This window comes from Brevibacterium oceani, assembly GCF_017948325.1.
GTDB classification, from domain to species: domain Bacteria; phylum Actinomycetota; class Actinomycetes; order Actinomycetales; family Brevibacteriaceae; genus Brevibacterium; species Brevibacterium oceani.
In genome coordinates, this window is record NZ_CP072846.1 from 838,031 (window position 1) to 862,306 (window position 24,276).

At 66.9% G+C, this 24,276-nt stretch carries 22 protein-coding genes; 13 read left to right on the forward strand and 9 right to left on the reverse strand.

Annotated features, from left to right (window positions below):
• Positions 1–2 precede the first annotated feature (2 nt).
• The gene (locus J9314_RS03600; RefSeq protein WP_210604592.1) at positions 3–1,565 is read left to right on the forward strand and encodes an MFS transporter; all 1,563 of its coding nucleotides are present in this window, start codon (positions 3–5) and stop codon (positions 1,563–1,565) included.
• Positions 1,566–1,586: 21 nt separating this feature from the next.
• Here the strand turns inward: J9314_RS03600 and J9314_RS03605 are convergent, their stop codons facing one another.
• Entirely contained in the window at positions 1,587–2,243 is a 657-nt protein-coding gene (locus J9314_RS03605; RefSeq protein WP_210604593.1) for a TetR/AcrR family transcriptional regulator, read from the reverse strand.
• Positions 2,244–2,483: 240 nt separating this feature from the next.
• Positions 2,484–2,756, reverse strand: a complete 273-nt coding sequence (locus J9314_RS03610; protein ID WP_210604594.1) for a GlsB/YeaQ/YmgE family stress response membrane protein — start codon at positions 2,754–2,756, stop codon at positions 2,484–2,486.
• A 205-nt stretch (positions 2,757–2,961) separates the two neighbouring features.
• On the opposite strand from J9314_RS03610, the gene J9314_RS03615 reads away from it, so the two are divergent.
• Together J9314_RS03615 and J9314_RS03620 are read left to right on the forward strand one after the other, a co-directional pair.
• Positions 2,962–4,422: an alpha,alpha-trehalose-phosphate synthase (UDP-forming) gene (locus J9314_RS03615; RefSeq protein WP_246490726.1), complete on the forward strand. Its 1,461-nt coding sequence runs from the start codon at positions 2,962–2,964 to the stop codon at positions 4,420–4,422.
• A gap of 29 nt (positions 4,423–4,451) precedes the next feature.
• The gene (locus J9314_RS03620) at positions 4,452–5,582 is read left to right on the forward strand and encodes an aromatic acid exporter family protein (RefSeq protein WP_246490592.1); all 1,131 of its coding nucleotides are present in this window, start codon (positions 4,452–4,454) and stop codon (positions 5,580–5,582) included.
• Positions 5,583–5,648: 66 nt separating this feature from the next.
• On the opposite strand, the gene crcB is transcribed toward J9314_RS03620, so the two are convergent.
• From crcB to J9314_RS03635, 3 genes are read right to left on the reverse strand one after another with little or no spacing between them, the layout of a single operon-like run.
• On the reverse strand, positions 5,649–6,029 hold the full coding sequence (crcB, locus tag J9314_RS03625; RefSeq protein WP_210604596.1) for a fluoride efflux transporter CrcB: 381 nt from the start codon (positions 6,027–6,029) through the stop codon (positions 5,649–5,651).
• On the reverse strand, positions 6,026–6,493 hold the full coding sequence (locus J9314_RS03630) for a fluoride efflux transporter FluC (protein WP_210604597.1): 468 nt from the start codon (positions 6,491–6,493) through the stop codon (positions 6,026–6,028). The genes crcB and J9314_RS03630 overlap by 4 nt, the downstream gene beginning before the upstream one ends.
• The gene (locus J9314_RS03635; protein WP_210604598.1) at positions 6,490–7,083 is read right to left on the reverse strand and encodes a universal stress protein; all 594 of its coding nucleotides are present in this window, start codon (positions 7,081–7,083) and stop codon (positions 6,490–6,492) included. Before J9314_RS03635 ends, J9314_RS03630 begins: the two co-directional genes overlap by 4 nt.
• 302 nt (positions 7,084–7,385) lie before the next feature.
• On the opposite strand from J9314_RS03635, the gene J9314_RS03640 reads away from it, so the two are divergent.
• From J9314_RS03640 to J9314_RS03655, 4 genes are all read left to right on the forward strand, one after another.
• Complete coding sequence (locus J9314_RS03640) at positions 7,386–8,960, forward strand: sensor histidine kinase (RefSeq protein WP_210604599.1); 1,575 nt, start codon at positions 7,386–7,388, stop codon at positions 8,958–8,960.
• Positions 8,960–9,790: a response regulator transcription factor gene (locus J9314_RS03645; protein WP_210604600.1), complete on the forward strand. Its 831-nt coding sequence runs from the start codon at positions 8,960–8,962 to the stop codon at positions 9,788–9,790. Before J9314_RS03640 ends, J9314_RS03645 begins: the two co-directional genes overlap by 1 nt.
• 156 nt (positions 9,791–9,946) lie before the next feature.
• Entirely contained in the window at positions 9,947–10,786 is an 840-nt protein-coding gene (locus J9314_RS03650; RefSeq protein ID WP_425514173.1) for an ABC transporter ATP-binding protein, read from the forward strand.
• Positions 10,783–13,365, forward strand: coding sequence for an ABC transporter permease (locus J9314_RS03655; RefSeq protein WP_210604601.1), 2,583 nt, complete (start codon positions 10,783–10,785; stop codon positions 13,363–13,365). Before J9314_RS03650 ends, J9314_RS03655 begins: the two co-directional genes overlap by 4 nt.
• Positions 13,366–13,578: 213 nt before the next feature.
• Here the strand turns inward: J9314_RS03655 and J9314_RS03660 are convergent, their stop codons facing one another.
• The gene (locus tag J9314_RS03660; RefSeq protein WP_210604602.1) at positions 13,579–14,829 is read right to left on the reverse strand and encodes an aminotransferase-like domain-containing protein; all 1,251 of its coding nucleotides are present in this window, start codon (positions 14,827–14,829) and stop codon (positions 13,579–13,581) included.
• Positions 14,830–15,122: 293 nt separating this feature from the next.
• Here J9314_RS03660 and J9314_RS03665 point away from each other — a divergent pair, with 293 nt between their 5' ends.
• From J9314_RS03665 to J9314_RS03675, 3 genes are all read left to right on the forward strand, one after another.
• On the forward strand, positions 15,123–16,409 hold the full coding sequence (locus tag J9314_RS03665; protein ID WP_210604603.1) for an adenylosuccinate synthase: 1,287 nt from the start codon (positions 15,123–15,125) through the stop codon (positions 16,407–16,409).
• Between the two features lie 311 nt (positions 16,410–16,720).
• The gene (locus J9314_RS03670) at positions 16,721–18,118 is read left to right on the forward strand and encodes a purine-cytosine permease family protein (protein ID WP_210604604.1); all 1,398 of its coding nucleotides are present in this window, start codon (positions 16,721–16,723) and stop codon (positions 18,116–18,118) included.
• A 95-nt stretch (positions 18,119–18,213) separates the two neighbouring features.
• Positions 18,214–18,870: a flavin reductase family protein gene (locus J9314_RS03675; protein WP_210604605.1), complete on the forward strand. Its 657-nt coding sequence runs from the start codon at positions 18,214–18,216 to the stop codon at positions 18,868–18,870.
• 137 nt (positions 18,871–19,007) lie between these two features.
• Here J9314_RS03675 and J9314_RS03680 read toward each other — a convergent pair whose 3' ends face one another.
• The 3 genes from J9314_RS03680 to J9314_RS03690 all read right to left on the reverse strand — a co-directional run bounded on the left by J9314_RS03680 (position 19,008) and on the right by J9314_RS03690 (position 21,891).
• On the reverse strand, positions 19,008–19,640 hold the full coding sequence (locus tag J9314_RS03680) for a GntR family transcriptional regulator (RefSeq protein WP_210604606.1): 633 nt from the start codon (positions 19,638–19,640) through the stop codon (positions 19,008–19,010).
• Positions 19,641–20,341: 701 nt separating this feature from the next.
• Positions 20,342–21,019: a hypothetical protein gene (locus J9314_RS03685; protein WP_246490593.1), complete on the reverse strand. Its 678-nt coding sequence runs from the start codon at positions 21,017–21,019 to the stop codon at positions 20,342–20,344.
• The gene (locus J9314_RS03690) at positions 21,016–21,891 is read right to left on the reverse strand and encodes a CPBP family intramembrane glutamic endopeptidase (protein WP_246490594.1); all 876 of its coding nucleotides are present in this window, start codon (positions 21,889–21,891) and stop codon (positions 21,016–21,018) included. The genes J9314_RS03685 and J9314_RS03690 overlap by 4 nt, the downstream gene beginning before the upstream one ends.
• 230 nt (positions 21,892–22,121) lie before the next feature.
• Between J9314_RS03690 and J9314_RS03695 the strand changes: the two genes are divergently transcribed.
• The 3 genes from J9314_RS03695 (at position 22,122) to J9314_RS03705 (ending at position 24,271) form a co-directional block, all read left to right on the forward strand.
• Positions 22,122–22,727, forward strand: coding sequence for a TetR family transcriptional regulator (locus tag J9314_RS03695; RefSeq protein ID WP_210604608.1), 606 nt, complete (start codon positions 22,122–22,124; stop codon positions 22,725–22,727).
• 142 nt (positions 22,728–22,869) lie between these two features.
• On the forward strand, positions 22,870–23,730 hold the full coding sequence (locus J9314_RS03700; protein WP_210604609.1) for a helix-turn-helix transcriptional regulator: 861 nt from the start codon (positions 22,870–22,872) through the stop codon (positions 23,728–23,730).
• 127 nt (positions 23,731–23,857) lie between these two features.
• A complete protein-coding gene (locus J9314_RS03705) occupies positions 23,858–24,271 on the forward strand; it encodes a VOC family protein (RefSeq protein WP_210604610.1) in 414 nt (137 codons plus the stop codon).
• The last annotated feature ends 5 nt before the right edge of the window (positions 24,272–24,276 follow it).

The window sequence follows — 24,276 nt, forward strand, 5'->3', positions numbered from 1 at the left end:
GAATGGGTAATGTTTCTGAGTCCGTGATGTCGGCCGAGCAGCGCAAGATCCTCGCGGTCATGCTCGTGCCGATGTTCATGTCGCTGCTGAGTGTGTCGATCGTCAACGTCATCCTCCCCGACATGCAGCGCTCGATCGGCGCCTCGAACTCCGCGATCCAATGGGTGCTCTCGGGCTACACCCTGGCCTTCGGCGTCTTCCTCGTCGCCGCCGGTCGCGCCGGCGACCTGTTCGGCCGCGGGCGACTCTTCGTCATCGGCGTCGGCGTCTTCGCCGCAGGTTCCCTCATCGCCGGACTCGCCCCCGATCCACTCATGCTCAACCTCGCCCGCATCGTCATGGGCATCGGCTCCGGCCTGCTCAGCCCGCAGGGCGTGGGTATGATCCAGCAGTATTTTCACGGCAAGCTGCGCGGACGCGCCTTCGGCATGTTCGGCACCATCGTCGGCGTCTCCGTCGGCATCGGACCCGTGCTCGGCGGGGGACTCATCGCCATCCTCGGCGACGAATGGGGCTGGCGCTCGGCCTTCCTCATCAACGTCCCGATCGCACTCATCGCGATCATCCTCGGCCGCCTCTGGCTGCCGCGCAGCGCCTGGGTCGGCAGCGACAACGCCTCCGATTCCGATACTGCGTCTGTCGATGCTGCCTCGAACGATACCACCTCGAACGACGCCACCTCGAACGGCACTGCCTCGCCTGACCGCGCACCGAACGGCAACGGCCGGACGCGCGCTGACTTCGATCCGATCGGCATCCTCCTCCTGGCCGTCGGCACCCTGCTCGTCATGCTCCCGTTCCTCGAGCGCAGCCTCGGCGCTTGGATCTACGTCCTCGTGCCCATCGGCGCCGTCGTCGTCATCGTCTGGGTCCGCTGGGAGAACCGCTACTCGCGCCGAGGCGGCTCACCGATGGTCGATATGCAGCTCTTCCGCACCCGCAGCTTCGCCTATGGCGCATCATTGTCGTCGGTGTACTTCGTCGGCATGCCCGGAGTCTGGGTGATCGTCGCCCTCTACCTGCAGAACGGACTCGGCTTCCCCGCCCTCGAGGCCGGTCTCATGGGACTGCCCTCGGCCCTGCTCTCGGCGGCCGGCGCGCAGGCAGCCGGGCGGGTCGTGCTCACTTTCGGGCGCAAGATGGTCGTCCTGGGGGTGGGGATCGCCCTGACCGGAGTGGTCGCCTCGGCGCTCATCGTGCTCGCCCACGAAACCTGGGGGATCAGCATCTGGTGGATGCTCGCCTCCCTCGGTGTGCTCGGCATCGGGCAGGGAATGACGATCAGCCCCAACCAGACGCTCACCCTCGCCGAGGTGCCTGTCGAGTACGCGGGCACCTCGGGTGGGATCATGCAGACCGGGCAGCGTGTGGGCACGGCGATCGGCATCGCCGTCGTCACCGCCGTGTTCTTCGCCTTCCAGGCGCTGGCCGGCTATGCCGCGGCCATCATCGCCGGGTTCACGGTCATCGCTCTCATCATCATCGCGGCCGGGATCATCGGAGCCATCGACCTGGGCCGGGGGCGGAAGAAGGCCGCGCGCGCCGAGGAGCTCGCGAAGAGCTGAGGCGGACTGCCGCCTCGGTGCTCAGGTGTCGAGCGAGGCGCGGATGCGTTCGATGAGGTCGTCGAGGCCGTCGTCGAACTCGCGGTCGGAGTGGTCCTCGGCGAGCAGATTCCGCAGCCGGCTGACGGTGGCGAAGTCCTCGAGGTCCTCCTCCGCGTCACCCGCCTCGGGGGCCGTCGGGGTGTCGATGCCCATCGCGGACACCTGGAGGAACAGGTCGCCGAGGAGGAAGCTCGTGAAGGCCTTGTAGGCGTCCACTGCTGCGGCATCGGAGAATCCGAAGCCCTTGAGCGAAGAGAGGAAATGCTCGACCCAGCGAATGCTCCGCAGGGGCGGGCGCAGCCATGGCGCTTCGGGCGGCTGAGTGATCATCAGCGGGAACATCCGCGGGTGGGTGAGAGCCATGCGGCGGGTGGCGTTGGCCACGCACTGCAGATACTCCTCCCACGAGTCGGGTTCCCGCTGCATGAGGTCGTCGTCGAAGAGCGCGTCGATGAGCTCGCTCACCGCCGCGGAGATGAGCTCGTCCCGTCCGGGAACGTGGCGGTACAGTGCCATGGCCTCCACATCCAGTGCTGCCCCCAGACGGCGCATGGTCAGTGATCGGACCCCGTACTCGTCGATGTAGGCGACTGCGGCCTGAACGACATCGCTGCGGCTCAGGCGTCGGCGGGCCATGACCTCTCCTCACTTCACTGATCTGCGGAAGGCCGCGAGTCTCGACTGACGGCGGCCCGTCCCAGCGATCCTACACTCAGCAGGATCGCCGGCGGCCGCCTCGGGGGAGGAGGCGGCCGATGCGTGGGGAGTGCTTCGGGCCGATCGCCGAGGCTGCCGTCGTGGAGTCCGAGGGGGTGTACTTTCAGTGAGCGTGACCCTGTCGGGTCGGCTCAGCAGGGTCGACTCAGCAGGGTCGACTCAGCGTGCCGCGCGACGTGAGCGGCCGGTGATGAGTCCCCACACGATGAGGACGATGATCGAGCCGCCGATCGCGCACAGCCAGGTCGAGATCTCGAAGAACGAATCGACTCCGACGCCGAAGAGGGCGCTGCCGAGCCATCCGCCGAGGAGGGCGCCGATGACTCCGATGATGAGCGTGCCGATCAGCCCGCCCGCCTGCTTTCCCGGCAGGATGAGCTTGGCGATGGCTCCGGCGAGGAGTCCGAGGATGAGATAGGCGAAGAAGCCCATGGTGAGGTCCTTTCGATTATGGTCCTCCGAATGACGGAAGTGTGTACGAGTATCGAATGCGTGTTTACAGAGTAATCGACACTAACAGCGAGAATTTCATATGACAATCTCGATAATTGTGCGCCGTGCTGATAGCGTCGATCTGGTTGCTATAAAAGTGAGATTACAGGATAAACGTCATTGATCTGGAGGAACGGTGATCGAGATGTCCGGACGGCATCGCCTCGTGATGGTGTCCCCATGGCTTCCTCGCCGTGGCAGCGACGACTGTGCGATAGGCGAGGACCGGGCGTCCGGTGAAGAACGGGCGACCGGTGACGACTGGGCGACCGGTGAGGCGATCATCCCCGCGCTCATGGCTCTGACTCGCGCCGAGGACGGTATCTGGGTCGGCGGGAGCACACAGCAGCAGTGCTCGGAGGCTCCGGGGAGTACGGAGAACCCGGAGAGCCCGGACACCCCTGCGAATTCGCAGAGCCCGGGTCTGCCGATGCGGTCCGTGCCTCTCGACGAATCGGCCGGCTTCATCGAGGCCGACGGTCTCGGCCTCACGCGCGGAACGCTCTGGCCGCTCTACCACGATGATCTTTCCGGGCTGCGCTTCTCCCAGTCGTGGTGGACGGCCTACCGCGAGGTCAACACCCGGTTCGCCGAGGCGGCCGCCGAGGTCGCCGATACCCAGGCGACCGTGTGGATCCACGGCCTCCAGCTCCAACTGGTGCCGCGGATGCTCAGACGCCTGCGGCCCGATCTGCTCATCGGCTTCTCGCTGCACGTGCCCTTCCCCGGTCTGCCGACCTTCTCCCAGCTGCCATGGCGAGAGGAGATGCTCGGCGGACTGCTGGCGGCCGATGTCCTCGGCTTCGAACGCGAGGGCGACCGCACGAACTTCGCCGATGTCGCCGCGGCGCTGGCGCCGGTGACCGATCTGCAGGTTAGCTCGCTGCCGTCGCTGACAGTGGCCCCGACTGCGATCGACGCAGAAGCGATCGCGGCCGCCGCGGACACCGTGGTCGACCGCGGTGAGCATCGGCACCTGCGCAGCCACCTCGGCGATCCCGATATTCTGCTGCTCGCCGTGGATCGGCTCGATCCCACCTGCGGCATCATGCACCGCCTCCACGCGATCAGCTCCCTGCTCGAAGACGGCAGGATCGACCCGCAGGCGGTCAGCTTCCTCCAGGTCGTCCTCCCACCGTGCGCCTCGGATGCTGCCGGGGATCGGCTGCGCGAGGACATCGAGAGGTGCATCGGCCATATCAACGGACGCTTCGCCGGGCTGGGCCGACCGGTCGTGATGTACCGGCACAGGGACGTTCCCGTCGACGAGCTCATCGGCCTCTGCCTCGCCGCCGACGTCTTCCTCTCCACACCACTGCGGGAGGGAATGGGCCTGAGCGCCGAGGCGTACGTGACCGCCCGACGGGGACGTGGGGGAGCGCTGGTGGTCTCGGAATTCGACGGGGTCGCCGATGTGCTCGACGGTGCTGTCGTCGTCAATCCGCACGACGGTCCCGGGTTGGCGGACGCGATCATGAGCGCCATGACGCTCGATCCCCGCGACGCTGCAAGGCGTATCGACGCCATGGCCGAGACGGTAGCCTCGGATGAAAGCCAGAGATGGGCGGAGACGTTCCTTGCGACCCTGCGCGGACGTTCGTCATGATGCCCAGTCGTCGAGCAGAGGAGACCGCTGTGCCCACCCTGTCCTCCGATCATTCTTCCGCAGGAATCGCTCATCGGTTGGCGGGCTACGTCCGGCGTCCCGAATTCGTCACCGACCTGTTCCAGATCCTCAAGACCGTGCTCGCGGCCACGCTGGCATGGTGGCTCTCCGGCGCGGTGCTCGATTCCCAGATGCCCTTCCTCGCACCGTGGACCGCGCTGCTGACCGTGCATGCGACCGTCTACAGGTCGCTGTCGCGGGGCATCCAGTCGACGGTGGCGTCGACGATCGGAGTCGGCATCTCCTTCGTCATCGGGCACTTCCTCGGGGTGAGTCTGTGGACCTTCGCGCTCGCGCTCTTCGTCGGCATGCTCGGATCGCGCGTGGGCTGGCTGCGCGACGAAGGAGTGGCGATCGCGACGACGGCGATCTTCATCCTCGGCTCCGGATTCGACTCACAGCAGCCGCTGCTGCTCGACCGCATCCTCGAGATCGCCCTCGGCGTCGGCATCGGACTCGCCGTCAACCTCATCGTCATCCCGCCGGTGCGAGACCAGCAGGCGGCTCGGTACATCGACAGCATCAACGAGCAGATGGGCGAGGTGCTCATCGACATGTCACGGGAGTTCAGCCGGTCGTGGGAGACCGACCAGGCCGAGGACTGGTTCGAACGCACCGAGGCGATGAGCCGGGAGATCGACTCCGCATGGGGTTCGGTGCGCTTCGCGCGGGAGAGCCGACGCGGCAACCCCCGCATCGCCGTGCCCCGGCCCACCCGGCGGCATCAGGTCGAGGCCGACCAGGCATCGAATGAGAGCTACGAGAACATCCTGCAGCGCGTCGACGAAGGCATCTCGCACCTGCGCAACCTCGCCCGCACGCTGCGCGAAGCCTCCTATTCCGACGGTGACTGGGACACACGATTCCGTGAGGAGTGGTCGGCGATCGTCGCCGACGCCGGTCGCTCGATCGCCGATCCCGACGCCGAGGTCGAACCTGTCTTCGACCGCCTCGAGGCTCTTGCCACGGATCTGTCATCCGATGGGAACCTGCCGGCCGCATCCTGGCCGCTCTACGGTTCGCTGCTGACCAGCCTGCGTCACATCGTCATCATCGTCGACGATGTCGCGTCGGCACGGGAGGCCCGGGAAGAGGGCTGAGGGGCGGGTCGCCTGCGGTCGAACCGCGGAGAAGGCGGACGCTGCTGCGTCGCGCGAGGGCCGGACTCACCAGGCGATGCCGCCGAGCCACAGTCCCAGCCCTGCCGCCGCGGTCGCGACGATGAGCGTGCCGAGGCCGTTGACGAGGCTGATCGCCCACTTGCGCTCCTGGAGCAGGCGCACCGTTTCGACGCTGGCCGTCGAGAACGTCGTGTACCCGCCGAGGAAGCCCGTGCCGATGACGAGATGCCATGATTCGGGCAGCAGTGCCTGCGCGGCCAGGCCTGTGAGGAATCCGAGGACGAGCGATCCGGAGACGTTGATGACGATCGTGCCCCACGGGGTCGGACCGGTGGTCCGGGACTTGATGACCCCGTCGAGGACCATCCGCAGGCCCGCCCCGAGTCCGCCGGCCACGGCGATCGCTGCGAACAGGAGAACGCTCATCGCGGGCCTCCGTTCTCGGCGAGGTCGGGATCCACAGGAACCTCGCTCGCATCCGGGCGGCTCCGTCTGAGAGTCCCGAGCGCGATCCCCGCCCAGGTGGCCAGCCCGCCGAGGACGACCGTGGCCAGACCGTAGCCGATCCCGATCCCGGCACGACCTTCGCCGAGGAGGCTCGCCGCATCCGTCGCGAGTGCACTGTAGGTGGTGAACCCGCCCATGAACCCGGTGCCCACGAGGATGCGCAGCCTCCTGCGCCCGCCGACGTCGGGTCCGCGGCGGGCCAGCGATTCGAGCAGGAGTCCGAGGAGGAACGCGCCGAGGATGTTGATGCCGAAGATCGCCACGGGTATCCCGTCGAACTCGGGCACGGCGAGGCTGATGCCCTCACGCACGGCGGTGCCGACCGTGCCGCCGGCCACGGCGAGACCGAGGTAGGCGGCACGCAGATGAACCGGGCGGCTCATGCCCGGTCCGCCTCGGCGTCCTTCCCCGAATATGCCTTCCGGCGTCGGTCACGGTCACGGAGCGGAACGACGACGAGCGGGCGATGCTGATTCTGCGCGAGCTGGATCGCGACGGAGCCGTTGAAGAACTCGTGGAGGGAGCCCTTGATGCCGGACTTGCGCACGCCGATGATGATCATCGCGGCGTCGACCGCCTCGGCGAGGCGATCGAGCTCCCACATCGGTCCGCCGGCAAGCATCCGAGTCGTCCACTCGACATTCCGGCCCTCGAGGGTGCGGGAGATGTCGGCAAGGAGGTCGGCGTCGAGCTCGTCGGCATCCTCGGTGGTGAGATCGGGATCGATGGGCATCGTGACGAGCTCACCATCGGGCTGGACCTCGACGGTGTACCGGGAGTCATCGACATGGGCGAGGATGAGCTCGGCACCGAAGCGCTCGGCGAAGGTCGCGGCCGTCTCGAGCACCTCGGCGGGCTGATCGGGCACGAGGCCGACGACGATGCGGGCGCGTGCCCCTGGTGGTGTCTGTGCCGCTGGCCGTGCCTGGGCCTCTGACTGCGCCTGTGCGCCTGTATCGGATTGCGGGGTCATGTGTTTCCTACCTTTCGGGCATGCTGACGCCGGTTGAGGTAGGGACTGTTGTCGACTCTCCGGGTTCGGAGTGTCTCTCCGGGGTCGGAGTGCTCAGAGAGCCGAGGTTGGGTGCGGCGAGCCCCACCGCCGCGACGCGTCTGCGCCGGCAACGACGCGCACGAGTCCTCTTCATTGTGACACACGGGCTGTGGCACATGGGAGAGATCAGGTGGAGGTTCGGCCAAGCGGAGGTGCGGCCTGGCGGAGGTCAGACCTGAGTATGATGCGGCGGATCAGCCGACCCCACTAGCATGAAGGCCATGGACTCCCGCACTCTCTCGGCCACCGCCTCGTCGGAGCACGACACGGGACGTCTCGATGGTTCTGAACGTCTGCGGAGGTTCCTCACCGCCCGTCCGTGGATCCTCGACTCGCTGTTCTGGGCGCTGCCCGTCACGTTCTTCGGAGTCCTCACCGCCGTGTCCATCGCGCAGACGAACGTCGTGTCGATGGTGCCGTCGTTCGTCCAGATCGCCATCGCCGTGCTCGAAACAGCACCGCTGGCACTGCGACGCACCCGCCCGCTGCTCAGTTCGTCTCTCATCGCCGCCGGCTTCCTGCTCGGCGTGATCACGATGACGGGCCCCAACCTCGGCATCATCGCGGTCCCGCTCACCATCTTCTCGACGACGGCATGGGGCAGCCGCACGCACGGACGCATCGTGCTCGGACTCGGACTGACCGGCTCGGTGATGCTGGGCGGGTGGATGTACCTCGTTCTTCTGCAGTCGACGATCGGACCCGGGTCCCGACCTCTGGAAGCGGGATCGTACCTGCTGCTGGGCACGGTCGTGGCGCTGAGTGCGGCGATCGTGCTCATCGCCTGGCTGCTCGGCGGGGTCGGCTACCGCCGGCGTCGAGAGCTCGAGAGCATCTGGGAGCGCAATCGTCTCCTCGAACAGGAGCGCGAATCAGAGACCCGCCTGGCCGCTGACGCCGAACGCATGCGCATCGCACGCGAGATGCACGACGTCATCGCCCATTCGCTCTCCGTCATCATCGCGCAGGCCGACGGCGGGCGGTTCGCCGCGAAGGCGGACCCTGCCAAGGCCGCCGAGGTGCTCGAGACGATCGCCGGGACCGGCAGGGACGCGCTCGCGCAGACCCGATCCCTGCTCGGCTTCCTCCGCTCCGATGAGGACTCCGGCCGGTCGGCGGCACCCCTGCCGGGCATCTCGGATCTCGATTCGCTGGTCAGCGATCTGCGTTCGGCGGGACTCGCCGTCTCACTCGTCGGAGTCGAGACAGTGAAGAACGACCTGCTGCCCGACGGTGCGGCGCTCGCCGTCTACCGCATCGTCCAGGAGGCGCTGACGAACGTGCTCAAACACGCCGGCAGCGGCGCCCGCGCACACGTGTCGCTGCAGCTCGACGGCGACGAACTCATCATTCGCATCAGCGATGACGGAGGCGGCGCTGGCGGCGCGAACGGTGTCGGCGGCGCAGGTGCTGCCGATGGCGGAGTCGAGAGCGGCCGAGGCCACGGCATCGTCGGCATGCGCGAACGCGCCTCGCTCTACGGAGGATCGCTGACGGCACGCCCGATCCGGTCGACCGGCGTCGGCCGCCCGGACGGGAAGGAGTCGGGATCGGGCGCGACCGGTCGGGGTGACTCCCGTCGGAGCACAGTCGCTCGGGATGACTCGCGTCGGGACGTGCCCGGGTTCGCCTCAGGCAATGTCCCTGGTCACGCCTTCGGATCGACGACCGGCTTCCTCGTCGAAGCCCGCTTCCCGCTGTCCCGCCGACTGAGCACTGCCCAGGCCTCCGACGACGCTGCCTCTGCCCTTGCCGCTGTCGCGACGCCCGACGATAGCAAGACGGAGGGTCGATGATGAGTGAGAACACTGACGCGGTGCTGCGCGTCGTCCTCGTCGACGACCAGTCCCTCGTGCGTGCCGGCTTCTCGATGGTCATCGACTCGCAGCCGGACCTCAGAGTGGTCGGACAGGCCGCCGACGGCGCGGCCGGAGTCGAGACCGTTCGGGCAGAACAGCCCGACATCGTGCTCATGGACGTGCGGATGCCGCGCGTGGACGGGATCGACGCCACCGAACAGATCCTCGCGCTCGCCGACTCGGGACGGATCCGGACCCCGAAGATCATCGTGCTCACGACCTTCGACGATGACGACTACGCACTGCGAGCGCTGCGAGCCGGGGCCTCCGGATTCCTCCTCAAGGACACCCTGCCCGAGGTGCTCCTCGACTCGATCCGCACCGTCGTCGACGGGGGAGCGGTCATCGCCCCCACCACGACGAGACGCCTGCTCGACAATCAGCTGCTGCCCCACCTCGGCGGCGGTGGTTCTGCGCCGACGAAGCCTGACGCATCTCGGCCGACGGCGGGACACGGGCCGGCGTCGGACGGGAACTCTCCGACCGGGCATAGCGGGGCCATGCCGACGGAGTCGAACCGGGTGCACACGCCGCTGCTCGACGATGCCGACGCCCGCCGGCTCGCATCGCTGACCCCGCGCGAGAGGGAGGTGCTCGTGCTCATCGCCACCGGCCTGTCGAACACGGAGATCGGCGAACGACTCTTCCTCGCCCAGCCGACGGTGAAGACCCACGTCGGACGCATCCTCATGAAGCTCGAGGCCCGCGACCGGGTCCAAGCCGTTGTGCTCGCCTACGAAGCCGGGCTCGTCGGCCCCGGACAGTGACCCTCGCCGGCCCCGGTCAGTGACCCTGTCCGGCGCGCGCACGCACACGTGTCATCCCCAGGTATGACACCCCATCGCCGAGGCGGCCGCTGAGTCCCTCGAAGACCATCCTCCGGTCCGATGCGTCCAGGTGGGGGCGGCGACGAAGCTGGAGGCATGAACACATCACCGACGAACCACGACCCCCGACAGTCACCGACCGCCGCCCCCGGCACAGCCCCGGCAGCACCCCCGATGTCGATGAACGCCCCGGCACGGCCGACCGCGATCCAGGCGATCGGCCTGCGCAAGACCTACGGCGAGGGCGACGCGACGGTCCGCCCGCTGGACAACCTCAGCCTCGACATCGAATCCGGTCGCTTCACCGCGATCATGGGACCCTCCGGATCCGGGAAGTCGACGCTGCTCAACATGCTCGCCGGACTCGACACTCCCGATTCCGGTGAGGTCTTCATCGGCGAGACCCCGCTGTCGAAGCTCAACGATCGCCGACTCACCGCGATCCGTCGCGACCGCATCGGCTTCGTCTTCCAGTCCTTCAACCTCGTGCCGGCGATGAACGCCGAAGAGAACATCCTCCTGCCCTCGCAGCTGACCGGGGCGAAACCTGACCGGCAGATGTTCCGGCGCATCGTCGACCTCCTCGGTCTCGGGGAACGTCTCAAGCACCGACCGCACGAACTCTCCGGCGGTCAGCAGCAGCGTGTCGCCGTCGCCCGGGCACTGGTGGCCCGGCCCGATGTCATCGTCGCCGACGAACCCACCGGCAACCTCGACTCGAACGCCGGTGAGGAGGTGCTCGGCATCCTCCGGGCCTCGGTCGACGAACTCGGCCAGACCGTCGTCATGGTCACCCACGATCCGCGTGCCGCCGCCCGCGCCGACCGTGTCGTCCTGCTTGCCGACGGTCGCCTCGCCGGGGAACTCACCGAACCGAACCCCGATTCCGTGGCCACCGCGCTGATGAACGTGACGAATGCGGGAGGTGCCCGATGATCCGCATCGCCTGGTCCAATCTGCGCGGCGCCTCCGGGCGGCTGGGCGCGGCGGTCATCGCGATCGCCGTGTCGGTGGCCTTCATCGTCGCCGCCCTCCTCTTCTCCCAGGCCTTCGGCGACACCCTGCGCAACCAGGTGCAGGCCGAATGGGCCGGCGCCGATGTTGCTGTCACCGCGACCGAGAGCGACGATCCGGGAGCCGCGGGTGACGCGGAGGGAGAATCCTCTCCGCTCACCGACGACCTCGCGGCGACGATCTCCGAGGCCGACGGCGTCAAGAGTGCTCAGCTCACCGAATCCTCCTTCGTCTCGGTCACCTCGTCGGGAACCTCGGTGTCGGGGACAGCGACGAACGTCCCCGAAGGTCAGCACGACCTCCTCGAGGGCTCCGCCCCTGCCGACGATGACGAGGTCATGCTCCGGGAAGCCGATGCGAAGACCCTCGGCGTCGGCGTCGGCGACACACTGACCCTCGGGACCTTCGACGGGTCGGGGCGCAGCTCGGACGACGGCCCGACGCTGACGGTCTCGGGCATCATGCCCGGCTCCTCTGCCTCGGGGCTGAGCCTCTACCTCACCGACTCGGGACTGAAATCGGCTCCCGGGGAACTCGTCCCGGATTCGATCCGGGTCGTGGCCGCCGATGGGACCGATCGGACCACACTCGCCGAGGCGGTCACGAGCGCCGTGGCCGGTGCCGGGGCCGGTGATGCGGCGACGGTGCAGACCGTCGACGAGGTCGTCGAGGACCAACTCGAAGCGCTCTCGGACTCCACCGACATGCTCTCGACGATCGGCATCGCCTTCGGTCTGCTCGCGGCAGGAGTCGCCGCGCTCGTCATCTCGAACACTTTCAACGTGCTCGTCGCCTCCCGCACCCGCGTGCTCGCGCTCTTCCGTGCCGTCGGGGCCTCCCGGTCGCAGGTGCGTGGGGCCGCTGTGCTCGAGAGCCTCGGCCTCGGCGTCATCGGATCCGTGCTCGGCCTCGGCCTCGGATTCCTCCTCGGGTGGGGTCTCTCGGCAGCCGCGCGAGCATTCTGGATGCCCGAATTCGGCGAGGTGGCCGTGACCCCAGCGGCCCTCATCGTCGGTCCGGTCGTCGGCATCCTCGTGACTGTCGCGGCGGGACTCATCCCGGCGATCCGGTCCTCACGAGTCTCACCCATCGAGGCGCTGCGCCCGGTCGACGTGCCCGCCGCGGCCCCGCGCATCCGCTGGGTGCGCCTGACGCTGGCGGTCGTCGTCGGCGCGATCGGAATCGGTACCTGCCTTCTCGGCGCCTCCTCCCAGTCCGTGGTGCTCGGCATCATCGGCTGCTTTGCCCTCTTCGTGGCCCTGCTGCTCGGAACGCGGGTGTTCGTGCCGCCGCTCGTGGCCCTCCTCGCCCGAATCCTCGGGGTCTTCACCCGGCGCTCGCCGAGCGTGCAGCTGGCCGGACGATCGGCGAGCACAGCAGGCGGACGGACCGCCTCGACGACGGGAGCCCTGCTCATCGGCATCACGCTCGTCACCGCGGTCGTCGTCGGTTCGGCGAGCCTGCAGCGCACCCTCGAACTCGCGACTGCGAAGGACACCCCCGTCGACCTCGTGGTCTCCGAAACCGGTGCGGCAGGGTCGGGATCTGGTGCCGGGTCGGGATCGGAGCCCGGGATCGGGAAGAAGGCCGAGTCCGTGCTCGATGACTCGCCGATCGTCGAGGACCGGGTGAACGTTCCTGCCGCCTCCGCCTCGGTGGAGGTCGACGGACACGAAAGCTCCGATGATCTGTCGATCACCAGCGCCGAGGCGGCCGCCGACTCCGATGTCGTCCGCAGCGACGGCTACGACGTCGACCAGGGCACGGTGATGCTCGACCCGACGTCGGTCGGCATCGATGACTCCGCAGACGACATCGACGGCGGATCCGCGACGATCAGCATCGGTGGGAAGGAAACCGTGCTCAAGGTCGTCACCTCGTACGACGTCCCCGCGGGGACGGCCCTCGTCAGCGGGGCGGACGCCGAACACATCGATGCTGCCGCCGGGGGCGACCTCGGCGAGCAGACCTGGGCGAAGATCTCAGACGATGCGTCGACGTCGCAGATCGAGGCCCTGAACTCCGAACTCGACGCCGTCGGAGTGAAGGCCGACCCAGAACCGGCACTGAACCGCGCGCAGTTCGCGTCGATGTTCCAGGTGGCGCTGGCCGTGGTGCTCGGACTGCTGGCCGCCGCCGTGGTCATCGCGGTGATCGGGGTGAGCAATACGCTCACGCTCTCGGTCATCGACCGACGTCGGGAGGGTGCGCTGCTGCGCGCACTCGGATTCACCCGGCGGGCGATGTCACGGATGATCACCATCGAATCGCTGCTGATGACGGTCATCGCCCTCGTCGTCGGGGCCGGCGTCGGAACGTTCTTCGGCTGGGTCGGGACGGCCTCGATCACTCCGGCGGGCTCGGAGCCGGTGCTGTCCGTACCGCCGGGTCAGGTCGGACTGATCGCGGTGGCCGCGATCCTCGCTGCGGTGCTCGCCTCGGCGATCCCGGCCCGCTCGATGTCGCGGATCGCTCCGGCCAAGGGTATGAGCATGGAGTGAGCGACAGGCAATCGATCCCGGAATGACCCCGGGAGCGGTACGCGGCGCGGCACCGAGGCAATCGGGGCCGCGCCGCGGCGGTGCGGGCAGGCGTCGTCACGTGATCGTGCACGTCCGCGCGTGGGCGAGGCGGTGCGGTTCTTCGGCCGTGCGGCCGCCTCGGGGATGGGCAGGGTCTCAGCCTCGGTGGCCGCCTCGGCGATGGTCAGAGACTCAGCCGCGGTGGCGGTCGAGCGCCCGACGCAGACGCTGCAGGCCCTCGTCGATGCGGTCGGGGGTATTCGAGGCGAAGCACAGCCGCAGGGCGTTCGAGAAGTGCCCGGCCGGGGAGAACGCAGGGCCCGGAATGTAGGCGACACCCTCCTCCAAGGCGGTCGGCATGAGGGCTTCGGTGTTGATCGATTCGTCCTCGAAGGTCACCCACAGGAAGAACCCGCCGTCGGGATCGGTGGCCCGGACCTCGCCGGGAAAGTGCCTGGTCAGGCCGTCGGCCATGGTGATCTTGCGCTCCCGGTAGGCCTCGCGCAGGGTCGCCACGTGGGAGTCCGCGCCGCCCTCGGACAGCCAGCGGGCGATGAGGTGCTGGTTGGGTACGGGTGCGCACGTGTCCATCGTCTGCTTCGCATTGACCGCGAGGTCGCGGACGGACGGGGCGACGTCGATCCAACCGACCCGCAGACCCGGGGCGACGAACTTCGAGAAGGTGTGGACTCCGAAGATGAAGGGGTCGTTCGGGCTGAGATCGCTCAGCGCGGGAATCGACTCACCGTCGAACCGGAGCATGCCGTAAGGATTGTCCTCGATGATGACCGAGCCGTGCCGGTGGGCGAAGGCCAGCAGACGTTCGCGGCGGGGCAGGGACATCGTCACCCCGGCCGGATTCTGGAACGTCGGAACCGTGTAGATGACCTTCGGGGCCCGACCGGTGCGGGCGGTGTGCTCCTCGAGGGCCTCGACCTGCATGCCGTCCTCGTCGACGGGGATCTCGAGGATCTCGGCCTCGTAGCTCATGGCCGTGGCCGAACCGTTGGTGTAGGTGGGCGACTCGCATGCGACGAGGTCGCCGGGGCTGACGAAGAGCTTGAACCCGAGGTCGAGGCCCTGCATGCCGCCGGAGGTGATGAGGAGGCGATCGAGGTCGCCCTGCTGTTCGGAGGGGATCTGCTCGGTGGAGGCGAGGTATTCGTGAAGAGCGTCGATCAGGACCGGTTCGCCCTTCGTCTCCCCGTAGGTGAAGTTCGCGGGGGAGAAGACGTCGGCGGCGATGCGCGCGAAGTCATCGGCCGGCAGCATGTCCGGGGCGGGTGCGCCCATCCCGAACTTGACGATGTCGTGGTCGTAGGCGGCCAGCAGCGTGGTGGAGGCGTCGATGACGGATCCGACGAGCTTGTCGCGACGGGTGGCGTAGGGCAGGTCCGGGTGCTGCGAAGAATTCGTGGCCGGATTCACTGAGGTGGTGGACATGAGCGACCTCCTTTGAGCGGTGATGCCCTGAAGTCGACTGCTCCGGCGACGTTCAGAAGGCTCCTGCCCGAACGACGGGTTACGTGGTGACCTCAGCATAGGGCCGGGTGACCTGCCGAACAAGGATGTGGATCGCGGGAGTCTGCGGGCGAGTCGGCGATCGGGTCCGTCCTCCCTCGCCGAGGTGGCTCCAGGCTGGCGAGGGGATGCTCCCACTGACGGCCGTGTCGGTGTGACCCAGTAGACTTAGCGAGTAATGACATCCCACTCTCACTTCGAGGTGAAGCACTCTCATGCCAGCAATCGTTGTCGTCGGCGCTCAGTGGGGCGACGAAGGTAAAGGTAAGACCACCGACATCCTCGGCACCAGCGTCGACTACGTGGTCAAGCCCAACGGCGGGAACAATGCCGGCCACACAGTCGTCGTCGGGGGAGAGAAGTACGAACTCAAGCTCCTTCCCGCGGGCATCCTCTCACCGAACGTCACCCCGGTCATCGGCAACGGCGTCGTCGTCAACCTCGAGGCGCTCTTCGAAGAGATCGATGCACTCGAATCCCGCGGCGCGGACACCTCGAAGCTGAGGATCTCGGCCAACGCCCACCTCGTTGCGCCCTATCACCAGACGTTGGACAAGGTGACGGAGAGGTTCCTCGGCAAGCGCGCCATCGGCACCACGGGCCGCGGCATCGGCCCGGCGTACATGGACAAGATCGGACGCCTGGGCATCCGCGTGCAGGACGTCTTCGACGAGTCCATCCTGCGGCAGAAGATCGAGGGGTCGCTGAGGCAGAAGAATGAACTGCTGGTCAAGGTCTACAACCGTCGCGCCGTGTCCGTCGATGAGATCGTCGACTACTTCGAACCCTTCATCGAACGACTGCGCCCCTACGTTGCTGAGACCGAGCTCATGCTCAATGAGGCGCTCGATCGCGGAGAGGTCATCGTCATGGAGGGCGGCCAGGCGACGATGCTCGACGTCGACCACGGCACCTACCCGTTCGTCACCTCCTCGAACCCGACAGCCGGCGGCTCCTGTGTGGGTACGGGCATCGGACCGACGCGGATCAACCGCGTCGTCGGCATCGTCAAGGCTTACACCACGCGGGTGGGTGCCGGCCCGTTCCCGACCGAGCTCTTCGACGAGATGGGCGAATACCTGCAGAAGGCCGGCGGAGAGTTCGGCGTCAACACCGGACGTCCGCGCCGGTGCGGTTGGTACGACGCGGTCATCGCCCGCTACGCGGCACGGACCAACGGCTTCACCGACTATGTGCTGACCAAGCTCGACGTGCTCACCGGCATCGACCGGATCCCCGTCTGCGTCGCCTACGACGTCGACGGGCAGCGCGTCGACGAGATGCCGGTGTCCCAGACCGAATTCCACCACGCGAAGCCGATCTTCGAGTACTTCGACGGCTGGACCGACGACATCACCACGGCCCGGACCTTTGAGGACCTGCCGGAGAACGCGCAGAAGTACGTGCTCGCCCTCGAGGAGCTCTCGGGCTGCCGGATGTCGGTCATCGGCGTCGGCCCCGACCGCGAACAGTCGATCGTGCGCCACGACCTGCTGGACTGAGGGGTCGCCGGGCGCGTCCCAGACCGGACCAATCGTCGAAGGGCGGAACAGACAGTGCGTCTGTTCCGCCCTTCGACATCTCTCGACGATCGGCTCTCGATGGTGCGGACCCAGATGTCGTAGTCGCCGTCGCTGTCGGTGCTCGTAGTCAGCGCTGTCCTCGCTCGGTGGGTGGCTGGCGGCCGCCGGTCCTGAACGTCAATTGCGGATTGCTGAGCCGGACAGTCTTGTGACCGGTCTTGTGACCTAGGATATATTGGTGATATATTCCACAACACTGCACTCAACGCAGCCGTGCAATGGAGGTCATGATGACTGCTACACCCGAGCCTCAACCGAAATTCGTCGAGAAGCGATCCATCGACTACATCCCGCCGTCCGAACGCCACGGACGCCCGATCTCCCTGCTCTTCGTGTGGTTCGCCGCGAACAGCTCCATCACCGCTCTCGTTACGGGTGCGCTCATGACGATCCTCGGGAACTCGGCACTGTGGTCGATCCCGGCGATCCTGCTCGGCAACATCCTCGGCGGGTACATCACCGCTCTGCATTCTGCACAGGGTCCGCAACTCGGGGTGCCGCAGATGATTCAGAGCCGGGCGCAGTTCGGGTTCTACGGTGCGATCCTGCCGCTGGTCCTCGCGCTCTTCATCTATGTCGGCTTCTACGCCACCGGGCTCGTGCTCGGCGGCCAGGCGCTCGGTCTCCTCTTCCACGTCTCGCCGCAGATCGGGGCGATCCTCTTCGCCGTGTTCTGTGCGGTCTCGGCCATCGTCGGCTATCGCTGGATCCATCGCTTCTCACATCTGCCGGCGTTCCTCAGCGCCATCGTCTTCGTCTGGCTCATCGTCGTCATGGTCACCGGTGACATGGGTGAGACCATCGCGGCGAGCAACGGATTCGCAATGGCTCCGTTCGTCCTCGGCGTCTCGCTGTCCGCCTCGTGGCAGCTGACCTTCGGCCCGTACATCGCCGATTACAGTCGCTATCTGCCCGAGACCACCTCGCAGAACGCCACCGTGGGATGGACCTTCCTCGGAAGCGTCCTCGGCGCGAGCCTCGCGATGACTGTCGGCGCCTTCGCCGCATTCCTCGGCGGTGACGCGTTCAGCGGCAGCGAGGTCGGCTACATCACCGACCTTGCCGGAAAGCTCGGAGTCATCGTCCTCCTCGCCGTCATCCTCGGCAAGCTCGCCGGGAACACGCTCAGCGCCTACGGCGGATTCATGTCGATCACGACGATCGTCTCCGCCTTCACCAAGCAGGACCGTCTGAAGTCGTACACGCGCACGCTGTTCATCCTCGGTGTGACCGCCGCGGCCCTCGCCATCGCCCTGGCCGCCTCGGAGAACTTCCTCACCGTGTTCCAGAACTTCCTGCTCTTCCTCCTGTACTTCATGACACCGTGGTCGGCGGTCAACCTCGTCGACTTCTACCTGGTGCGCAACAAGAAGTACGACATCAAGGGGCTGTTCGATCCGAACGGCATCTACGGGAAGGTCAACTGGATCGCCTATGTCGCCTACCTTGCCGGTGTCATCGTCCAGATCCCGTTCATGAACAGCGCGATCTACGTCGGCCCGATCGCCTACCTGCTCAACGGCGCGGAGATCGCCTGGATCCTCGGTGTCGTCGTCTCCGCCGTCCTCTACTACCTCATGACCGGGAACCTGCGTCGTCGCGTCCGGGCGGCCGCGGCCGCAGCCTGAGCGGCCGCAGTCAGCGCGTCACCCGGCCCCCGGACTCCGGTCTTCGAACCCGGCACCACCTCGTCCACTTCGAACCCCAATAAAGGAAAGTCCAGATGAAATACGATCCCTCGTCGACGAACCGTCCCCTCGAGCACTCCCCGTTCAAGGCGCTGACGGTGCCGCGGCCCATCGGTTGGCTCTCGAGTGTGAGCGCCGACGGTGTCGAGAACATCGCCCCCTACAGTCAGTGGCAGAACCTCACGTTCGACCCGCCGATGGTGATGTTCGCTGCCAACCAGTACCCCGACGGTCGTCGCAAAGACACGGTGCTCAACGCCGAGGAGACCGGCTGGTTCGTGTGGAACATGGCGACCTGGGATCTGCGTGAGCAGGTCAACATCAGTGCCCAGGTGATGGGCGCGCATGAGTCGGAGTTCGACCAGATGGACGTCACCCGCCGCTCCGCTGACCTGTCCGCGACGCCGATGATCGCCGAGAGCCCGTTCCAGTACGAGTGCAAGTACATCTCCACCCACCGGCTGCCCGGGAACTCGAAGGTCGGGTCGATCGACATCGTCTACGCCTCGGTCGAACGCATCCACCTCAACGATGACTACGTCACCGAGGACGGAAAGATCGACATCCTCAAAGCCAAGCCGATCGCGCGGATGGGGTACTTCGACTACACCGTGGTCACGGAGACCTTCGAGATGCGTGTGCCGGGTGCCGATGGGGACGCACAGGCGGGGCTGTCGGGGAATCCGACCTGAGTCAGCTCGCGTTCGTCTCGTGAGTGGGGCCCGGAGTCAGGCGCAAGGCCTGGCTCCGGGCCCCACTGCGTTGAAAGTCGCGCCCGCGCCACAGTTCTGGGCTGTCGGGACTCAAACTTGGCAGGGTTATGCCATGGTCAGGAATCCCTTGCCGAACGGGTCGCGAAATCGACGAGGTAGTCGTTGAGTTCGTAGGCGGCCGCCTCGGCGGACTCAGGGTCACGGTCTGCCGCTCCGCGTAGCATCCTAGCGTGGCAGGCAGAACTTGTGGTGATCTCCGGGGCGGGGTCGATGATGTTCGAGACCCAATAGCGCCGGGAGAGATTCTGCAGCGGCAGCATGGACTCAACGAGGTAGGGGTTCTTCGTCGCATCTGCGAGCAGCTGGTGTGTCTCGCGGATGGTCTCGGCGTAACTGGCGAGGTCGGCGTCGAGGTGATCGAGCCGTTCGGCCATGGCCCGCATCTGGCTCCGCTGGTCCTCGGTGGCGCGCTTCGCTGCCAAACGGACGGCGACGACGTCGAGTTCGCGTCTCACCTCGAGGATCCGTAGCTCGGTCTCGAAGTTGAGGATGGGGATGTAGATGCCCTTGCGCGGACGGATCGTCACCATGTGTTCGTGCGAGAGTCGCTGCAGCGCTTCGCGAATCGGGGTGCGCCCCAGGCCGACCTTCTCGATGATCTGATTCTCCGTGACATAGGACCCGGCTTCGAGTCTGCCGTGGATGATCATGTCCTCGATCGCACCGTAGGCCTGTTCGGAGAGTGTCAATGCAGGGGAACCGTTCGTCGAAGTCTGAGATCCGTTGGTGCGATTTTACTTCACGACGGTCGCCGAGGCGGGGCGCTCAGGGTGGTTTCGCTCCCCGGCTGACTATGGCGACTGTGAATTCGGTTTCTCTCATACTTTCTTGTTGTCGCAATTCCGCGGAAATATGCAGGTGCCGACTCGACCGATCCGCCGATGATCGGCGGGCACGGCTGGATGAGCATCGGCCCCGCCTCAGTCGCGTGAAGGGTGTGCTCTCGGTCGTGGTCCTGTTGGTCGGGGTCGCGCTCTTTTGCGAGAGATCGCCGTGCCGGTTCTGCGCATTCCTCCGATAGCCGAGAGGACGGGTCCGTTCGAACCTCTGTTCACGATGCCTCTGTGGGGCACGATCGCCATCGGTGCCGTGACGGCGTCGGTGAGTACCGAACGGGCGGTGCGAATGCGCTATCGCTGGTGGCTCGATGCGGCGGGGAACTGACACGAGCTGGGGCAGGTGACCGAGAGGCTGGCCTCCGGCTTTTCGGCGCGGAGCCCACCGCTCTGATCCACGTCATCCACCCGCGCAACAGCCCTCGCGGTTCGCGGGTTGGCTGCGGTGGCGGTGGCCAGGTGCTATCGGGTCTCGACGGAATCAGCATGATCGGAGTGTGATCACCCCGAAGGCCGGGGTCGCAGATGATGAGGCGGCTGGCGAAGCATTCTCATCATGTTGCGGCTGAGTCGATCAGCCAGTGGTGGCGCAGCCGTGTGGCTCGTTCGTACCCTGCCAGCAGTCCGGCCAGGACCATTGCGATGTTTGCCCAGGCGGGAAGCCTCACGGGTGAGTTGAACGTTCCGATGTGCTCGGCAACCGGAGGTATCGCGGTGATCGACTCGACACCCTGCAGGATGCTCAGGCTCAGCGCGAAGAGCAGAACCACCAGCGAGACCAGCCCCACACCTCTGCTCAGCGCAGGATGCCGGTCGGCGAACTTCGCGCGGCGTCCTTCCTGTGATCGGGGGTCAGGGTGCAGCATGTGCTCTGCACCGTCGTCGGGGATGTAGTGCATGCGTTTGACACCGAACCCGCTGGTGGCGACCTGGATGGTCCCGCCGGGCACGGTGAAGATGGTGGGCACATTTGATCGGGCGATCTGCACCCCGTCTCGGTAAAGCGCGGCGGGAGCTGTGCCCTTACCCGCTTCATGGTCGGACTTGGACTTCGCATCGGTCATGTGGTGCACGTCCACCGCATAGACGTGCGGTGGGCCGGTGCGGTCGACTAATCGGATGTAGAACAGGCACCTGCTGAGCATGTGCCACCAACGGAAGGGCTTGAGAGGGCTTCCATCGCCGGGCCTGACTTTGCCCATCTGCCACCGGCGCTTGAAGTTGCTGATCACCGGGGATCCGCCTTCCGGGAATGCTCACGCCACCAGACCGCGCCCACGACGGCCACGTTGACGGCGATGAGGATGAGGTAGGAGGGGCCGCCGGCACCGGCGGAGCGTTCGAAGACGGGGGCCTCTCCCGAGGCGAGCGTAGTGTTCAGGATCGAGGTGACGAGGTTGTTGGCGACGTGGAAGGCGACCGGTGCCTCGATGCCCCTGCTGATCACGGCCATCACCGCGGTGCCGAGGCCCACAACCACGAAGTAGGTGAACAGCCACGGGTCCGCGGAGCCGTGGAGGAGGGCGAACAGGATGCTGGAGATCACGATGCCGATGGCGATGGCCGGGCGCACCGCCCGAACCCACGACGCGATCGCGGGCATCATGGCGCTGCGGAAGATCAGCTCCTCGCCGGCAGACTGCAACGGCGAAGTGAGCACTGAGACCGCCAACAGGGTCCAGGTCGTCGAGCTGAGGCCGAACCCCACCCAGCCGGTCGTCTCGGGCGCTATCAACGCCGTTACCCCGGCCCCGGCCGCGACCAAAACCATAGAGAGAGCGCCATAGACCCACAGGCGACGCATGTCGAAAGCGCGCGGGTAGCTGAGCAGTTGTCGCCACGGGACCTTCGCCAGACGCGCGGTAACGGTGAGCGCGGTCAATGCCGTCACCGCGACGCTGAGGTTGTTCGCGAGCTGGATCGTCGGAGTCATGTCCGGGGTGAGCACCTGGTCGCGGCCGTCGATCAGTGCGGAGGCTGCGTAGAAGGCGACCTGCATCCCGAAGAACAGGACCAACAGCCCGGGCACGAGCAGCAACGGCTTCCACCAGGCCATGCTCAGATGAGCGCCGAAAGGGCGCGTGGTGTGCGGTGCGGTCGGCATGGTCATCCTCCTGCGGTCTTGTCGCAGCGATGGCGGCGCGGGTGTTGCGCGCGCTCGCGGACTGGTTGAAGGCGCATCTCGGTGCGCCGGCGAGACGATGGCTGGATCACGGTGCCTCCTCGACACTCAACGACCGACCAACACACTGTGTTGGTCAGACACGGAAACACTAACACAGTGTGTTAATACGGTGTGTTGCTAGAGTGGGTTGAAAGGAGGTGTGAGGCCGAATGACCGACCAGCAGGAGATCAGCACTCGCGAGCGGATTCTCGCGGCGGCCGCGGCGATCCTCGGCGAGGAGGGCATGGCGGCGAGGCTGAGTGTTCGCAGGGTCGCCGCGCGAGCCGGGGTGAGCGCAGGGTCGCTTCGTCACCATTTCCCCACCCAGCAGGCGCTGCGCGATGAGCTGATGGGGCGCATCTACGACTGGGTGGTCCCCGCAGAGCGCATCCGTGACACCTCGCTTCCTGCCCGGGAGCGGCTGGTCGAGTGCCTGCGCGAGGTGCTGGGGTCGGCTAACATCGGTCGGCAGGCACGCGACGCCATGACCGCCCTGACCCGGGATTTCATCGCCGTCGAGCAGACCGCCACGGTGCGCGAGGCCTATCTGACGATGGAGCGCGACGGCCAGCGCCGTGTAGAGGATTGGCTGCGCGTGCTTGCCGACGAGGACGCTGTGGCCGCAGACGACATCCCCCGCCGGGCCCGCTTCCTCAACACCGTGCTCGAAGGATTGGCACTGAAGCGGGCGCTGCCGAGCGAGGACACGATCGCCCAAGCGGAGACGGAGACCCTGTACGCCGCGGTCGATGCGGTCCTCTGGCCGGAGAGCTGAGCCCCACCCGCCCACGCTGACCGTGCAGCGGCGCGGGATCGTGCCCGGCCTGCTGGGCGGCTGCGCAGGCAGCGGGCAGACATTCGCAGGGCAGAGGCAACAAGGGGCGGCGGTGCCCCGACTCGGGGCCTAGAATGGCGACATGTCCGCGGTGCGATCCGATGACCTTGTTCGTGCCCCGCACCCGCGCCTGCGACCCTTCGTCGGCGATTACGTCGGCTACGACATCTCAGGCGTCCCCGCGGGGACGCACCTCGGTCTGCCCTCGGGAGCGCTGACATTCATCGTTGCGATCGACGAGCCTCTGTGCCAGGTCGATCCAGGGACGGGGGAGAGCGAGAACTTCGACGTGCTCCTCGCCGGCCTCCACCTGCGTTCGACGCTCATCCGGCACAGCGGCACGATGGCAGGCATTCAGATCAACTTCGGTCCATTCGCCCCGCGTGCACTCTTCGGCATCCCGGCCGCTGACTTCGCCCATCGCACCTATGACCTCGACGTGGTTTCCCGGCCTCTCGCGGCCGAGCTCCACGACAGGGTCAATGCGTCGCAGAGCTGGCCGAGTCGGTTCGACGCCATCGATGATGTGCTCATCCGGTGCCTCGGTGACCGGAGGAATCCCCGCGCCGAGGTGGTCGAATCGTGGCGACAGATCGCCGTCGGCCGTGGCGGACTCCCCGTCTCTCTCATCGCCGACCGGATCGGGTGGAGCAGGCGTCACCTCGCCTCTCAGTTCCGATCCGAGCTCGGGATCGGCCCGAAGGACGCCTCCCGGGTGCTGCGCTTCGACCGCGCCCGCCGGCTCATCGCTGTGGGCAGGGTCCCGTTGGCCGAAATCGCTGCGACCTGCGGCTACGCCGACCAATCTCATCTCAACCGGGACTTCAGAGCGCTGACCGGAACCAGCCCGCAGGGATGGCTGCGCGGAGACGATGTAGCACGATTGTCCGCAGTCGATGACTCGGTTGTCGATGACCATGCCGCTCACTCAGTTCACGATTGAGCGGAACTCGGGAGCCGCCTCGGCGAGTTCCCATTTCTCCAATACGCGGCGCACGAACGTCGCCGACGATGGTGACAGCGGCCGGGCGCACAGCCTCGGCCCGATGAACAGAGGGAAAGGAATCGCCATGTCGGAGACCAACCAGGGAGCCAATGTCTGGCCCACCTTCCGCTACCGCGACGCCAAGGCGGCGATCGCATTCCTACAGGAGGCGCTCGGTTTCGAGGTCGCAGCCGAATACACGAATCCGGATGACCCGGGCCGAGTCGAGCACGCCGAGCTGCGGTGGCCGGCCGGTGGGGGAGTGATGCTCGGCTCCGCCCGCGACGAGGGAGTGATGACGAAGGCAGGAGTCGCCTCGGGGTCGGTCTACCTGGCCGCGGACAACGTCCGCGAACTCCACGCCCGAGCGCTCGCCGCCGGTGCCACCGAGGTCATGGGACTGACCGAACAGGACTACGGATCCCTCGACTTCGCCATCCAGGATCCGGAAGGCGTGCTGTGGTCGGTGGGCACCTACCGCGGGGCGGACTCGGAGTGAGCCGG